9 protein-coding genes and 1 riboswitch are annotated in these 15,733 nt (G+C 37.4%); of the genes, 8 read left to right on the top strand and 1 reads right to left on the bottom strand.

The genetic code is table 11. The features are described 5' to 3' along the window. Window positions 1–298: 298 nt before the first annotated feature. The 8 genes from HMPREF0631_RS05840 to HMPREF0631_RS05805 all read left to right on the top strand — a co-directional run bounded on the left by HMPREF0631_RS05840 (window position 299) and on the right by HMPREF0631_RS05805 (window position 14,588). The gene (locus HMPREF0631_RS05840; protein WP_002846632.1) at window positions 299–2,143 is read left to right on the top strand and encodes a cell wall-binding repeat-containing protein; all 1,845 of its coding nucleotides are present in this window, start codon (window positions 299–301) and stop codon (window positions 2,141–2,143) included. Window positions 2,144–2,637: 494 nt separating this feature from the next. Continuing rightward, window positions 2,638–5,322: a preprotein translocase subunit SecA gene (gene secA, locus HMPREF0631_RS05835; RefSeq protein ID WP_004167123.1), complete on the top strand. Its 2,685-nt coding sequence runs from the start codon at window positions 2,638–2,640 to the stop codon at window positions 5,320–5,322. Between the two features lie 108 nt (window positions 5,323–5,430). Then, window positions 5,431–6,547 (top strand): peptide chain release factor 2 gene (gene prfB, locus HMPREF0631_RS05830; protein ID WP_100068881.1). Its coding sequence is split into 2 segments (ribosomal slippage): window positions 5,431–5,505 and window positions 5,507–6,547, totalling 1,116 coding nucleotides; the frame shifts between segments, so codons are not numbered across the junction. A 16-nt stretch (window positions 6,548–6,563) separates the two neighbouring features. Continuing rightward, complete coding sequence (locus tag HMPREF0631_RS05825; RefSeq protein ID WP_002846629.1) at window positions 6,564–8,714, top strand: Tex family protein; 2,151 nt, start codon at window positions 6,564–6,566, stop codon at window positions 8,712–8,714. 159 nt (window positions 8,715–8,873) lie between these two features. Then, on the top strand, window positions 8,874–9,797 hold the full coding sequence (locus tag HMPREF0631_RS05820) for a glycosyltransferase family 2 protein (protein ID WP_330360457.1): 924 nt from the start codon (window positions 8,874–8,876) through the stop codon (window positions 9,795–9,797). A gap of 5 nt (window positions 9,798–9,802) precedes the next feature. Continuing rightward, window positions 9,803–12,448: a YfhO family protein gene (locus HMPREF0631_RS05815; RefSeq protein ID WP_004167136.1), complete on the top strand. Its 2,646-nt coding sequence runs from the start codon at window positions 9,803–9,805 to the stop codon at window positions 12,446–12,448. A 32-nt stretch (window positions 12,449–12,480) separates the two neighbouring features. Next, a riboswitch (FMN riboswitch) is annotated at window positions 12,481–12,597 on the top strand. Between the two features lie 75 nt (window positions 12,598–12,672). Further along, window positions 12,673–13,284 (top strand): ECF transporter S component, encoded by a 612-nt coding sequence (locus HMPREF0631_RS05810; RefSeq protein ID WP_004167093.1) that lies wholly within the window; start codon window positions 12,673–12,675, stop codon window positions 13,282–13,284. Between the two features lie 389 nt (window positions 13,285–13,673). Beyond that, window positions 13,674–14,588: a bifunctional enoyl-CoA hydratase/phosphate acetyltransferase gene (locus tag HMPREF0631_RS05805; RefSeq protein WP_002845756.1), complete on the top strand. Its 915-nt coding sequence runs from the start codon at window positions 13,674–13,676 to the stop codon at window positions 14,586–14,588. A gap of 129 nt (window positions 14,589–14,717) precedes the next feature. On the opposite strand, the gene bioB is transcribed toward HMPREF0631_RS05805, so the two are convergent. Continuing rightward, on the bottom strand, window positions 14,718–15,713 hold the full coding sequence (gene bioB, locus HMPREF0631_RS05800; RefSeq protein WP_004167080.1) for a biotin synthase BioB: 996 nt from the start codon (window positions 15,711–15,713) through the stop codon (window positions 14,718–14,720). Window positions 15,714–15,733: the final 20 nt, after the last annotated feature.

Raw genomic sequence — 15,733 nt, 5'->3', positions numbered from 1 at the left:
AGATATTTAACTGGGTGTGATTTATAGAGGATATAATTAGTTAGTATAAAGTGAATTGAGCTGTAAAATTAAGTCTTAACGGATGAAAATTAAATTTTAATGGATAAAAATTAAGTATATAATATTTTTTCGAGATATTTACTAATTAAAATAAGGAATTAAGAAAAATCGTATATTTCTATTGATGTGAAAAAGTTTGCGTGATAATATGATAGTATGAAACTATAAATATAACATTATCAATTGTTAAATTTGAGCCGAACTTATATTTGTAAAATACTTTATTTTAGGAGGAATTATGATTAAGAAAAAAACAAAAGTAAGTCTATTGTCAGCTATAGGTTTGTCCATTTTAATGGGTCTTTCTACAGTTGGACCTTCTTATGCAGAATACCAACCGAGAAGGGTATCAGGTCCAGAAAGATACAGGACATCTATGGAGTCAGCAGATTATATGGAATCTGAAATACTTGTATTCGCCAGTGGTAATGAATTTGCAGATGCCCTAAGTTCAGTTAATATCTGTAACAGGTTTGATGCCAAGTTGGTCTTAGTTAGAGGTAGTGAAGATATGTCATCCTATGTATCTAATGGAGGCTTTAAAAAAGTCTACATAATAGGTGGTCAAAACTCCATACCAGAGAGTTTTGTATCGAGACTTGAACCGACTGGTGTTGAAGTTAAGAGGCTTTATGGAAGCAATAGGTATTTGACAAATATCAGTACCCTTAAAGAAGCTGGTTATGATCATGTAGGCGTTGCCAATGGTAGGATGTATCCAGATGCCCTAAGTGCTTCAAGATTTATAAAAGAAAAAGAGATAGGTCTAGCCTTGGTTGAAGCTGATGATACCAAAATTTCAAGTGATATAGAGGCTAGTGTTGATTATGTATTCGGTGGCGAAAACAGTGTGTCAATAAATGAGGGTATAAGAATATCTGGTAAAGATAGATATGATACTTCTGCTAAAATTGCCCAAATGACTGATGCTGCTAATATGGTCTTGGTAAGTGGGGATAATTTTGCTGATGCACTGAGCTCTGTCAACATTGCAAATGCTAGGGAAGCGGATGTTGTGTTAGCCCCTCGTCATAAGGATCCTAGAATAATGGATATGGCTTCTTATGCAGATGAAATATTTGTAGTAGGTGGTCAAGGTGCTGTATCAGATGAAAGAGTAAAGCTTGCTCTTGAAGGTGTAGAACCAGAGGATCCGGCCAGAGATATAGCATCTCTAGGAAAGTATACAATAGTTAATGAAGGCGGAAAGAATTTCATTAAGAACAATTCCACTAGTGAGTACCTAAAGTACAATTCAAAAACTGAGGGTATGGTTAAGATAGGAAATAAAAAGTATGTCCTAGCAGGTGATGGTTCTATAAGAAATGGTTGGATTTCTATGTTTGGTAAAAAATACTATTCAACAATGCCAAATGGATTGGTTAGGGGATGGAATTACATAGACGGTGCCAATAGATATTTCTCTCCTGAATCATATGAAATGTATAGGAACGGAGTATTTACAACAGGACCACATTGTTACTGGTTTGCTGATAATGGAGCTGTAAGAACAGGGGCTAAGAGGACTGGTAGACCTGCCAAGTATGTGAGATGGTCGGCGCCTACAAACAACGAAATAAAGATAGATAATGAATGGATAAATAGGTCTGATTCAGCCCAGAGATTTAAGTCTCAGAAGGTTGCCAACTTTGCTGCTAAGTATGACTACCTGCCATATAGGTGGATAGGAACAAACCTAAAAAATGGTCAGGGTGTATACTGCTGTGGGCTACCTTATGCAGCCTATAAGGAGTTTGGCGTATTGATTCCAGGACCTGAAATCATAAGGAATTTGAACTCAGAGAGAGGATATATAATGGTAAGGCTTCAATACCAGATGGCCAACCAGTATGGATTTAAGTACGTTCCACGCAATTGGAACAATCTGTTCGGTGGAGACTTGTTGTATTGCAGCAGCGGTTCAAATATATACAACCACGCCATGATCTATCTAGGTAGGAACGGTGGTAGACCGATGATAATCCACTCAGCTGGTCCAAATGGTCTAGCAATAGAGACAACAGGCGTTATAGGTGCTTGGGGTTGTAGGTTCCTTCCAAATGCACTTAGGTACAACCAGTAAGTTTGCAAAATATATTGACATTTGCTGAAAATAAATATATGATATAAAAGTATTTGGGTCTGTGGTTGCAAGTCCAAGCCAGTCGCGGGCAAAGGGATCCACGTAAGCTACTTCTAAAAATGGAAGAGTGAGCATGGCGCGGCTTAGAAGTAAGACCTGCCGATACAAAATCGAGAGGGCTAGTAGTGAGGTAACCCCGAAGCGAAAGTTCCAGCAGGCGAGTGTGGGGTCAAAGATCAGGTCAGCCAAATAAAAATAAGGTCTCCAAATTTTTTTGGGGGCTTTTTTATTTCTACAGTTAATATTTTCATTAGCTTTGTATGTTATACTAGTAATTAGTGAGAAATTTTATTGTTATATCAAGTATTAGGTATATTCAAAAAAATATATTTGTGTTAAAATAGATAATATATGTGCAATTTTATTGTGTTAACTGAATTTTATAGATAAATTAAGATGTTAATAAAGAAAAATAAATAAAAGGAGATTAAAATATGGGCTTTTTAGACGGGCTATTTAACATGGCCGATAGAAAAGATTTAAAAGAATTTAACAAGATAGTCGATAAGATAGACGCTGTTGGAGACAAGTATAAGGCTATGACAGACGAAGAACTTCAGGGCATGACTCCTATTTTTAAAGAAAGACTAGCAAATGGAGAAACTCTTGATGATATACTTGTAGATGCATTCGCTGTTGTAAGAGAGGCTTCTACTAGAATACTTGGAATGAGACACTTCAGGGTTCAGTTGATAGGTGGTATGGTCCTACATCAGGGTCGTATAGCAGAGATGAAGACTGGTGAAGGTAAGACGCTTGTTGCAACTTGTCCAGTGTATTTAAATGCTCTTGAAGGAAAGGGTGTTCACGTGGTTACAGTCAATGATTACCTAGCAAAGCGTGACCGTGATCAGATGGCCAAAGTATATGAATTTTTGGGCTTAAGTGTAGGTGTAATAGTTCATGGCCAGAACCCACAGGTTAGGAAGAAACAGTATGAATGTGATATCACATATGGTACAAACAATGAGTACGGATTTGACTATCTAAAGGACAATATGGTAATCCATGAAGAACAGATGGTTCAAAGAGGACTTAACTATGCTATAGTCGATGAGGTCGATTCAATCCTAGTCGATGAAGCTAGAACTCCTCTTATCATATCAGGACCTGGGGACAAGTCTACTCACCTATACTCAGATGCCAATGTATTTATCATGACTTTGGATGAAGACGACTATGAAAAGGAAGAAAAGGACAAGGCAGTATCGCTTACAGAGTCTGGTATAAAGAAGGCTGAAGTATACTTCAACGTTGAAAATATAACAACTTTAGAGCATACTGAACTTTATCACCATATAAATCAGGCCCTAAAGGCCCATGTAATAATGAAAAAGGACGTTGACTATGTTGCTAAGGATGACGAAATCATCATAGTTGACGAATTTACAGGACGTCTGATGTTTGGTAGAAGGTATTCAGATGGACTACACCAGGCTATAGAAGCCAAGGAAGGTCTTACAATCCAGAGGGAGTCTAAGACTCTTGCTACTATAACATTCCAGAACTACTTTAGAATGTACAGCAAGCTATCAGGAATGACTGGTACAGCTAAGACTGAAGAGGAAGAATTCAAGTCAATCTACAAGATGGACGTATTCCAGGTTCCTACAAACAAGCCTACAATAAGAGAGGACCTAGCAGATTCAGTATATGCCAACCAGATGGCCAAGTTCCATGCTGTGGCTAGGGATATAGAAGAAAGACATGCCAAGAACCAGCCAGTTCTAGTTGGTACTGTATCAATAGAAAAATCAGAATTACTATCTGAGATCCTTACTGAAAGAGGTATAGCTCATGAAGTCCTAAATGCCAAGTACCATGAAAAAGAGGCTGAGATAATAGCCCAGGCAGGTAGACTAGGAGCAGTGACTATAGCTACAAATATGGCAGGTAGAGGTACAGACATTCTACTAGGTGGGTCTCCAGCATTTATGGCCCTAAGAGAAATGAAGAGGCTAAACTTCACTGACGAGATGATCAACAGGGTTAACAATGCCAATGAAATTGCCGGTGTAGAAGAAAATGAAGAGTACGATGCAGCTAGAAGCACTTACAAGAAGCTATATGAAGACTTCAAGAAGATAACAGACAAGGAACAGGAAGAAGTAATCAAGGCTGGTGGTCTTTGTATCATAGGTACAGAAAGACATGAGTCTAGACGTATAGATAACCAGTTAAGAGGTCGTGCTGGTCGTCAGGGTGACCCAGGTGCATCAAGATTCTATATAGGGCTTGATGACGATCTTATGAGGTTGTTTGGTAGTGAAAAAGTCCAGGGACTACTAGGTAAACTAGGCATGGATGACGAGACTCCAATAGAACATAGGATGCTTACAAAGTCTATAGAAAATGCTCAGAAGAAGGTTGAAGGAAAGAACTTCGGTATTAGAAAGCACGTTCTTGAATACGATGATGTAATGAACAAGCAAAGAGAAATAATCTACACAGAGAGAAAGAGAGTTTTATCAGGAGAAAACCTACAAGACCAGATTCAAGATATGATGAAGGATGTAATTGCAGATGCAGCCAACCTTTATACAGATGAAAAGGGAACATTGGATGTAGAGAGTTTTAAGGGCCACCTATACCACAAGTTTGTTCCAGGTGGACAGATTGACGATATAGACTACTCAGGACTTCTACCACAGGATGCTATAGAGGCTACATATGACAAGATGATGGCCATATACAATGAAAAAGAAGAGTTCATAGGTTCTGAGAGAATGAGAGAAGTTGAAAGAATCATACTTCTTCAGTCTGTTGACAACCATTGGATTGACCACATAGATGCTATGGACCAGTTACGTCAGGGTATAGGTCTTAGGGCTATAGGTCAGATAGACCCAGTAATAGCCTACAAGATGGAAGGTTTCGAGATGTTTGACGACATGAACAAGCTTATCAGAGAGGATACTGTTGCCTACCTATTCAATATACAGGTCGAAGTTCCTGTTGAGAGAAAGGCTGTAGTAGATGTTGATAATTTAGAATCACCTGATACAGAAGGAAAAGAACACGCTCCAATAACACAGGTAAATGACAAACCACGCGTTGGAAGAAATGATCCTTGCCCATGCGGTTCAGGTAAGAAATATAAGAACTGTTGCGGAAGATAAGTAAGATATATAAAAATATGCCGCCTATTATTAGGTGGCATATTTTTAATTTATCATATTATTGGTAAGTGCCGATAATAATTGTAAAAGATACGAGGAGGTATGCTGATGATTAATTTACAGGATTATAAGTCAGAATATGAAGAATTGACTTCAAAAGTAAGAGAGTTAGGTGTTTCTCTTTGACTTGGATAGCCTAAAGACTAGACAAGCAGATATAAATGCCAGTATGGAAGACCAGGGCTTTTGGGAGGATAGCGACCATGCCAATAGGATACTACAGGAAAACAAGCAACTCACGTCTAAGATAGAGGACTATGATTCTTTGGTCGGCCAGTTAGAAGATATATCCGTATTAATAGAGATGGCAGAAGAGACTAGTGATTCAGAGGAGGACAAGACGATAGAGGACCAGTTGGTGGCCTATATCAGCGATGTAAATGAAAAGATAGTGAATACGACAATGGAGCTATTGTTCAGTGGAGAATATGACTCCAACAATGCCATCTTGTCTATAAATTCAGGCACAGGAGGGCTTGATGCTCAGGATTGGGCCCAGATGTTGTTGAGGATGTATATTAGGTGGTCTGAGGGCAGAGGTCTAAAAGTCAAGCTCTTGGATATAATATCGGACCCAGAGGCAGGCATAAAGACAGCCAGTCTTATGGTCAGTGGTGTAAACGCCTATGGATACTTAAAGTCTGAAAAGGGAGTCCACCGCCTGGTTAGAATATCTCCATTTGATTCTTCGGGCAAGAGGCACACATCATTTGCTTCAGTTGACGTACTACCTGAGATAGAAGATGATTCAGATATAAATATAAATCCAAATGACCTGAAGATAGATACCTACAGGTCATCAGGGGCTGGAGGTCAGCACGTAAACACGACTGACTCAGCTGTTAGGATTACCCACCTACCAACAGGAATAGTAGTTCAGTGCCAAAATGAGAGGAGCCAGAGGATTAACAAGGATGTGGCTATGAAGATGCTAATATCCAAGTTGATTCAGATAAAGGAAGAAGAAAACAAAGAAAAAATAGAGGACCTACAAGGCAAATATACACAGATATCTTGGGGTAGCCAGATAAGGTCATATGTATTTCAACCCTACAAGTTGGTCAAGGACCATAGGACCAACAAGGAAAATACAAATGTAGACGCCGTTATGGACGGTAGCTTAGACGATTTTATGTTTGAATACCTCAAGAAACAAAACTTATAGAAGATAGGGATGTAATATGAATATAGTAGATATCCTAGTCTCAGAACTAGGCCTAAGAAAAAATCAGGTAGTCAGTGCTATTGACCTGATAGACCAAGGAAATACAATACCATTTATAGCTAGGTATAGAAAAGATGTAACAGGAGAGATGACAGATATCCAACTGCGTGACTTAAACCACAGGCTGGAATATCTTAGAAACCTGGATGCTAGAAAAGAAGATATAAAAAGATTGATTGAAGAACAGGGCAAATTAACAGAGGATATAGAAAAATCTCTTGAAAAAGCCATGACCCTTCAAGAAGCAGAGGATATATATGCTCCATACAAGCAGAAAAAGAGGACTAGGGCGACTGTAGCTAGGGAAAGGGGTTTAGAAAACCTAGCCAATATGATACTCTTGTCAAAAAACATAAACCTAGAAAAAGAGGCACAGGCCTTTGTAAATAAGGAAAAAGATGTGGAAGATATAGACACTGCCATAGCCGGAGCCAAGGATATAATAGCAGAAATTATGAGTGATGATGCCCAGATAAGAAAAATGATCAGGGAAGAAGCCCTTAAAAGAGGACTTCTAATATCAAAGGCAAAGGGAGAGGAGGACTCTGTATACAGGATATATTATGACTATAGTGAGCCTGTAAGAGATGTACTTCCCCACAGGATATTGGCTATAAACAGGGGGGAGAAAGAAGGGTTCTTGTCTGTAAAGGTGTCTTTAGATGACGAAAATATGATAGAGAGGGTAAAGTCAGCCTATCTGTCTCTTCAAAATGAGGGAAATGACGGTATAATCCTTGAAATAGCCCAAGATGCCTACAAGAGGCTAATATTCCCATCTATTGAAAGGGAGATTAGAAACCACCTGACTGACATTGGCCAAGAAAGGGCAATCCAGGTATTTGGTAAAAACCTAAATGGCCTACTGCTTCAGCCACCTATAAAGGATGTGTCTGTTATGGGCTTTGACCCTGCCTACAGGACTGGCTGCAAGATAGCTGTTGTGGACAAAAATGGAAAGTTGGTAGACTATACTACAATTTATCCAACAAAGCCACATAACAAGGTTGAAGAAGCCAAAAAAACATTGAAAAAAATGATAGATAAACACAAGGTAGATATAATATCTATAGGTAATGGAACTGCATCTAGGGAGTCTGAGATGTTTGTATCAGATATGTTAAAAGAAATAAATAGGCCAGTCTCATATGTCATAGTAAATGAAGCGGGTGCCTCAGTTTATTCAGCATCAGAGCTAGCAAATGAAGAGCATCCGGATATAAACGTATCTATAAGAGGTGCTATATCAATAGCTAGAAGGTTGCAAGATCCTATGGCAGAGTTGGTCAAGATAGACCCAAAGAGTATAGGTGTAGGCCAGTACCAGCATGATGTCAACGAAAAAAGGTTGAATGAGGTCCTTGATGGGGTAGTTGAGGACTCTGTAAACAAGATAGGTGTAGACCTAAACTCAGCCTCATATTCACTTCTTGAACACGTATCTGGTATTTCTAAATCCATAGCCAAGAATATAGTAGCCTATAGGGATGAAAATGGTGAATTTGAGAATAGAGAGGACCTAAAGAAGGTAAAGAGATTGGGACCAGCGGCATTTAAACAGGCTGCGGGCTTTATCAGAATAACTAATGCCAAGAATCCACTAGATAATACAGGTGTTCATCCAGAGTCATATAAGGCCTGTATGAATATACTAGATCTTTTGGGATATAGCCTGGATGATATAAGCTCAAATGGGCTAGGAGATATAGACAAGAGACTTAAGTCTTATGGCCTAGTAAAACTGTGTCAAGATTCAGGACTTGGAGAAGCTACTCTAAAAGACATCATAGAAGAAATAAAAAAACCGGGTAGGGATATCAGGGATTCAGGCGTGAAGCCAGTACTTAGGAAGGATGTCATGAGCCTTGAAGACCTTGAGGAAGATATGGAACTAACAGGAACAGTGAGAAATGTAGTCGACTTTGGTGCCTTTGTCGATATAGGCATTAAAAATGATGGACTAGTACATATATCTCAGATATCAAACAAGAGGGTCAAGAACCCTTCAGACCTTCTGACAGTTGGAGATATTGTCAAGGTCAAGGTCATAGGAATAGATAAGGAGAGGGGCAAGGTGTCTCTTTCAATGAAGAATGTAAAACAGTAGATTCTGAAGGAGTAGTTTTATTCTTACTTTTTACCATAAAAATATTTAAAATAACTCAAAGATGTAATTGTAAGTATATTAAAAACCTTTTAAATATGTTAAAATTATATTATATTTTGAATACCTCAGACTATGCGGGAGGGGGAGGAATAATTGTTATTGTCAATTGTAGTACCATGTTTTAATGAAGAAGATACATTGATGCACCTATACTCTGTTTTACGTAAGGAGATAGACGCTAATAAGGTCTTTGATGAATACGAGTTAATATTTATAGACGACGGATCAAGAGATAGTACCCTAAGTATTATCAAAGCTCTCAGGACTAAGGACAAAAATGTAAGGTTTATATCATTTTCAAGAAATTTTGGTAAGGAAGCAGGTATATATGCAGGTCTTAGGACAAGTAAGGGAGACCTTGTTGTACTGATGGACGCAGACTTGCAGCATCCACCAAAGATAATGCACGAGATGGCCTATAAAATAATAGAAGAAGGCTATGACAGTGTTGGAGCAATTAGGAAGGACAGGCGTGGAGAGGCTATTTGTAGGAGCTTCTTTTCGACTTGCTTTTACAGACTTATAAATGCAATGTCTGACACGGAAATAAAGAAAAATGCCACCGATTACAGGATGATGACTAGGCAGTTTGTAGATTCTGTCTTGATGCTGAGTGAAATCAATAGGTTTACAAAGGGAATTTTTAGTTGGGTAGGATATAAGTGTACAGAGATAGAATATGAAAATGTCGATAGGGAACTTGGGACCAGCAAGTGGAGTATCAAGTCCTTATTTAAGTATTCCATAGAAGGAATAGTCGCATTTTCTACGACTCCACTTATGATATCTAGTTTTCTAGGTATTATATCATTTTTGGTGGCATTTTTAATATTGCTTATATTTGTATTCAAGACACTTATATTTGGAGAAGTTGTAGAAGGTTTCCCGACTATAATATGCTCGATATTTTTGCTTGGAGGCATACAGCTACTGACTATAGGTATATTGGGGCAGTACCTTTCAAGGACATACTTAGAAGTCAAGAATAGACCTATATATATTGAAAAAGAAAAGTCGGAGTAGATCTTATGTTAGATAAAATAACTAGCAATATTGTCAATAATATAAAGACTATCTACAAAGAATATGCAGTTCAATTTTTAGTATATACAGTAGGTTTTTTAATATTGGCATGGATAATAAAAAATAGTTTGGATCAAAATGGGTTGACGGCAATATATAATGGGGATGCTCTTGTACAGCACTATGCTAGCCAGCAGTATTTGGCGAACTTCTTTTATGATATAATCCACCTTAAGACATCTGTCTTTAGTGAGATAAATTATAAGCTAGCCTTGGGCCAGGATATACTTACCACTTACCATTATTATGGATTAAATGATCCTATAAGTGTGCTTACAGGTCTTAGAAAGATTTATAACCACCAGAAACTATATGCCTTTCTCCTGTTTTTCAGGATGTATCTGGCTGGCATTGGCTTTATACTTATGGCCAACAGGTTTAAGAAAAATAAGGCAGCATCTATAGTGGGGGCCTATATATATGTATTTTGTGGTTATTGTTTGACTGTGGGATTTATGCATCCCTACTTTATTAACCCTATGATACTCTTACCACTACTGATAGCCTCCATAGATATATTGATTAGGGATGGAAAGACACTTGCCTTTGTGATAAGTGTATTTTCTACTATAGTCATCAATTTTTATTTTGCCTATATGATTCTTGTGGTTGGATTTATATATGCAGTTACTTCTCTAGTCTTTGTAAAAAAGGACTTGGGTAGTAAGGAAGCTATGAGAGCCTTTAAAAGAGGTATTGGAGGTTTTTTATTAGGATTACTCTTATCAGCATATGTCATATTTCCACTTATATTGGGCTATGTAGATAGCTATAGGTTCATAGGTAAAAAAGAGCCTATAAACCTATTTATAGGTCTTGAGCAAGTTAGAGATTTTCTATTGCATATATCCTCAGTTCCAGACCTTGAGAGTGATGTTTACCTAGGCATTAGTGGTCTTGTAATACTTGGAATATATAGCACCATTGCAAGCAAAAAAAAGAAAAATATAAGCCTATTAGTAATAGCTGGCTTGTTTGTAGTTTGCCCCAAGCTTCAATCTATGATGAATGGATTTTCTTATCCAACATATAGGTGGGTATTTGCTATAGACCTACTACTTGCATATATTTTTGTTGACCAATACGATAATATATTAAAGATGTCAGATAAAAAAAGGCTTGGTGCTATGGTATTTATTTTGGCCTATATTTTTATAGTGTACAAAAGCGTAGGCAGTGACCAATTAGGGATAAGGGGCAGTATAGGCCCTCTAGTAGGAGCGGGTATTTTTATAGTTCTATCATGGTTGAAAAAATTTAAGTATAGAAATATAGCTATGATATCTGTGGCTTTTCTGCTTATGACAACTAATGTGGTCATATATACAGACTATATCTCAAGCGGCAAACATCTCATAGAAAAAGAATACGTTGACAGGATAGACAATAACTATAATATAAAAATGCTGTCAAATATCACTTCAAGTGGTATGGAAAGAGTTGAGACAGGTGCCCACCGGGATGCTAATTTTTCAGATATATTCTCTTATCCATCTGTTTCTGGTTATTATAGCATACAAAATTATAACTACTCTAGCTTCAACCGTTATTATGAAAATTCTAAGGCATCACCAATAAATAGTGTTACTGGTATGGATTCAAGGTCTTTAGTAGATGGCCTACTATCAGTAAAATATCATTATGGAACGGACAACGTACCCCTTGAATTTAATAATACGGACATCAGTGGAGTATACCAGAATCATAACTATATACCATTCGGGTTTACCTATGACAAGTATGTATGTAAGGATGAACTAGACACAATGAACCCAATCGAAAGGCAGTCCTTTCTTCTAGGTGCGTGTTTGTTGGAAGAAAAAATAGACGGCATAAAGAGATTGGTAAAAGTAAATGACTACTTGGATAAGAGAAATATAGTAAAAGTTGAGAATGGACCCTACAGGCTTGAAAGGGAACAAGACCAAAGCCTAAATATAGGCACTAGGATAAATATTCCTAATGAGGGTGAGTTGTATGCTATAATCAAGAACCCGAGTATATTTTGTAAAAATAATAGGTTTACAAGCCTTGTCAGCAGTTTAGGTCAAGACAGCATCCAAAAAGTAAACACTACATTTATAACGGACAAGTCATCGAAATGGTATACCGGAGAAAAGGGATTGACTGTAAATCTTGGACACTTGAAAAAGGGAGACTATAATTTATCCTATAGACTTCTTGCAGATTGCAATATTGACTCGAAAAATATAGACTATATACTTGTCGATACGGGTAAAATCAAGGATGATTTTACTCAGCCCTCAAGAGAACACCTTGTTGACCTCAATATAAAGGGTGATAAAATTACAGGACAAATTAACTGTGACAAGGATAGGTTATTATTTATATCAATACCATACAGTAAGGGATTTGATATAAAAGTCAATGGGACAAGTGCTAAAGTATACAGGGCGAATATAGGATTTATGGCTGTAAAGCTACCTAGTGGCAACAATTTTGTATCCATAGACTATCATAGACCCGGTCAAAGCTTGGCTTATGTGATTAGCCTACTAGCCTTAATATTTTTGATAGGGTTCGAATTTACAAAAAGAAAAATATTTTCATCAAACATTGACAATATTTGATAAAATTACTATAATAGAGTTGTAAAACAAATATAAATCTTCGGGGGTGGGTGAGATTCCCTACCGGCGGTATAGCCCGCGAGCCACTAGTGGTATGATTTGGTGAGATTCCAAAGCCGACAGTAAAGTCTGGATGAGAGAAGAAATTACTAATTTAGTTAGTCAGTCCCGAGGCCATAGGTTTCGGGATTTTTTTGACCCCTGAACTAATTAGGAGGAAAATAATGGAAAGAGTAAGTAGTGCAGTTAGTAAGAGAACATCAACAAAGAAGCTGGTAAAGGTTTCCCTATTGTCGGCTATAGCATTTGTGTTAATGTTTGTGGAGATGCCTATACCGGGCTTGTTCCCAAGTTTTTTGAAGATCGATATATCTGATATACCAGCCCTTATAGCAGGCTTTGCCATGGGACCGGTCGCTGGATTTGCAGTTGAGGGAGTTAAGAATTTCCTACATTTTATCACTGCGACATCTACTGGCGGAGTAGGAGAGTTGGCTAATGTGGTAGTTGGAGGAGCCTTTGTGGTGACAGCATCTACAATATATGCTAACACGAAGAATATAAAGGGCATAGTTATAGGATTTATCGCAGCTACAATAATGATGACATTTATAGGGTCAGTTATGAACTACTTTGTAATGTTGCCTTTCTATGGAAAGTTCATGGGTATGGAAGCTATAATAGGAATGGGTAAGGCAGTTAATCCTAGAGTTAACGACTTATTGTCTTTCGTTCTATGGTTTATCGCACCATTCAATTTAATAAAGGGTATCCTAATTTCTTTATTAACACTTCCTATATACAAGAAGTTGGAGAAGTTTTTTAAAACAGCCTAAGTTTAGAGTTACTTTTTAAAACAGCCTAGGTTTAGAGGCACCCTAGAGACTAATTATAATTTATACGATAATCGGGGTCAGCTATTTTTGCTGGCCCTTTTAAAATGCAAAATCTTAGTAAGGTGAAAAATATAATTTTATATATTATGTGGGCTTGTAAAGTCCAAATTGCCTAATAATATATACAAAATGTTTAATAAGAGATGATTTTCAAAAAAATGTAGGAAAACATTTCCTAGGAGCCTAAAATATGGTAAAATATAGTGTAAGAGGCGATTTATAATTGGGCTCAATATATTTGAATTAGTTGGAGAATTTAAGCAACCAATAATATAGTCGTACATTATTGCTTGTTATTTTTTATAATAATATTTTATGGAGGAATAAAAATGATAAATCAGGATTATTTTATTAATTTAGCAAAAGAAAAAGCTGGTGATGCAATACAGACAGTTGCCGTAGCTGCGCCATATGATGTTGCAACTCTTGAATCACTAAGAAATGCAATGGACCTAGGATTTGTAAAGGTAATACTAGTAGGTGACGAAAGTATAATCAAGGAATCAGCTAAAGAAGGCAATGTAAAGATTGACGATATGGAATTAGTACATGCTGACGACCTAGCAGGATGTGCTCAGGGGGCAGTTGACATGGTAAGACAGGGTAAGGCTGGTCTAATCATGAAGGGACTTATAGATACATCAGTTATTCTAAAGGCAGTTGTAAAGAAGGAAAATGAACTTAGAACTGGAAAGACTCTAAGCTACGTTGGTATCCTATTCAAGGAAGACTACGAAAAGTACTTCCTAACTTCTGATGGCGCTATGCTTATAGCTCCAGATCTTGCTCAGAAGAAGGGTATAGTTGAAAATGCAGTAGAGGTAGCCCATGCTCTTGGTAATGAAATGCCAAAGGTAGCTATGATATGCGCCAAGGAAAAGTACTATGAAAAGATGCCAGCTACTGTAGATGCAGTTGAGTTACAGAAGATGAATCAGGCTGGTGAATTATCTGGATGTATAGTAAGTGGACCTCTTCAGATGGACAATGCTGTAGACAAGCATGCCGTTGAAGTAAAGGGCATTGATGACCCAGTTGCAGGTGAAGCTGATATACTAGTTGTTCCAGCTATAGAGGCAGGGAATGTTTTACTAAAGACTGCTAAATACCTAGGTGGATGGACATTTGGTGGTGTTGTAGTTGGTGCCAAGGTACCTATCGTTGTATGCTCAAGGTCTGATGGAGAAGCTGCTAAGTTGGTTTCAATAGCAGTATCTTGCATGATGGCAGCTAGAAACAAATAAATATAATTATTTATAAATAAGACATATAAATTACCGACCCTCAAAAGTTAGCTTGGCTGACAATTGGGAGGTCGGTTTTTTGCTTTTTATTACTTTGTGATAGGGCTATATTTTATTATAGTCATAGTCCTAGATAGATGTTCTTTTTATGGTAAAACCCATCTCCTCGACCATCTTGATGTCTTCTAGGTGGCTGATTCCTGATGTTGTCAGCATATGACCTGATATCATAGAATCTATACCTGAATCTATGGCAGCTCTACCCTTGTCCTTAAGTAGGACCCTACCTCCTGCAAGCCTGATGCTTTTTTGAGGAAGGATAAATCTATATATTGCTATAGATCTTCTTACTTCTTCATAGGAAAGGGGCTTATTATTTTCTAGGGGGGTGTTTGGTATTGGGTTTAAGATGTTCAGTGGTACTGAATCTACATCCAGGTCTCTTAGGGCAAAGGCCATTTCAATCCTGTTGTCTAGATTTTCTCCAAGTCCAAATATACCGCCACTGCATATTTTTAGTCCTGCCCTTTGAGCAGCTTTTATAGCATTTACCTTGTCTTCGTAGGTATGGCTTGTGCATATGTTTTTGAAAAATGATTTGGATGTTTCTAGGTTGTTGTGGTATCTTGAAACTCCTGCATTTTTTAACTTTACAAACTGGTCATAGGACAAGAGACCATTAGAAGAGCAAAGATTGATTGGACAGAGGTCCTTGATTTTCTTAAAAGCCTGACAAATTCTATCGAGTTCAGAGTCGTTCAATTTTCTACCTGAAGTAACTATAGAAAACCTATTAATCTTGTCTTGGTAGTTTTTTATTGCTGATTGGCTGATCTGGTCTGTATCCAATATATCATAGATGTCTACATGGGTATTGTGGTGGGCTGACTGGGCACAGAAGGAACAATTTTCGCTGCAGGCCCCACTTTTACCATTTATGATTGTGCATAGGTCAAACTCACCATCAGAAAAGTTATCCCTGATTTCACAGGCCAGTTCAGATAATAGGTCTAGCTCGCATTTTTTTAGGATTTCCATGTCATTATAACTTACCTGATATCCATTTATAATCATATCTTTTAAGGAAATTGCTTGTGAATTAATTTGATTTTCTTTACTATCCATAAATACATACCACCTTTCTT

It is taken from the genome of Peptostreptococcus anaerobius 653-L (genome assembly GCF_000178095.1).
Lineage (GTDB): Bacteria > Bacillota > Clostridia > Peptostreptococcales > Peptostreptococcaceae > Peptostreptococcus > Peptostreptococcus anaerobius.
Note: the sequence above shows the minus strand (reverse complement) of the source record. Positions and strands in the feature narration are given on the sequence as shown.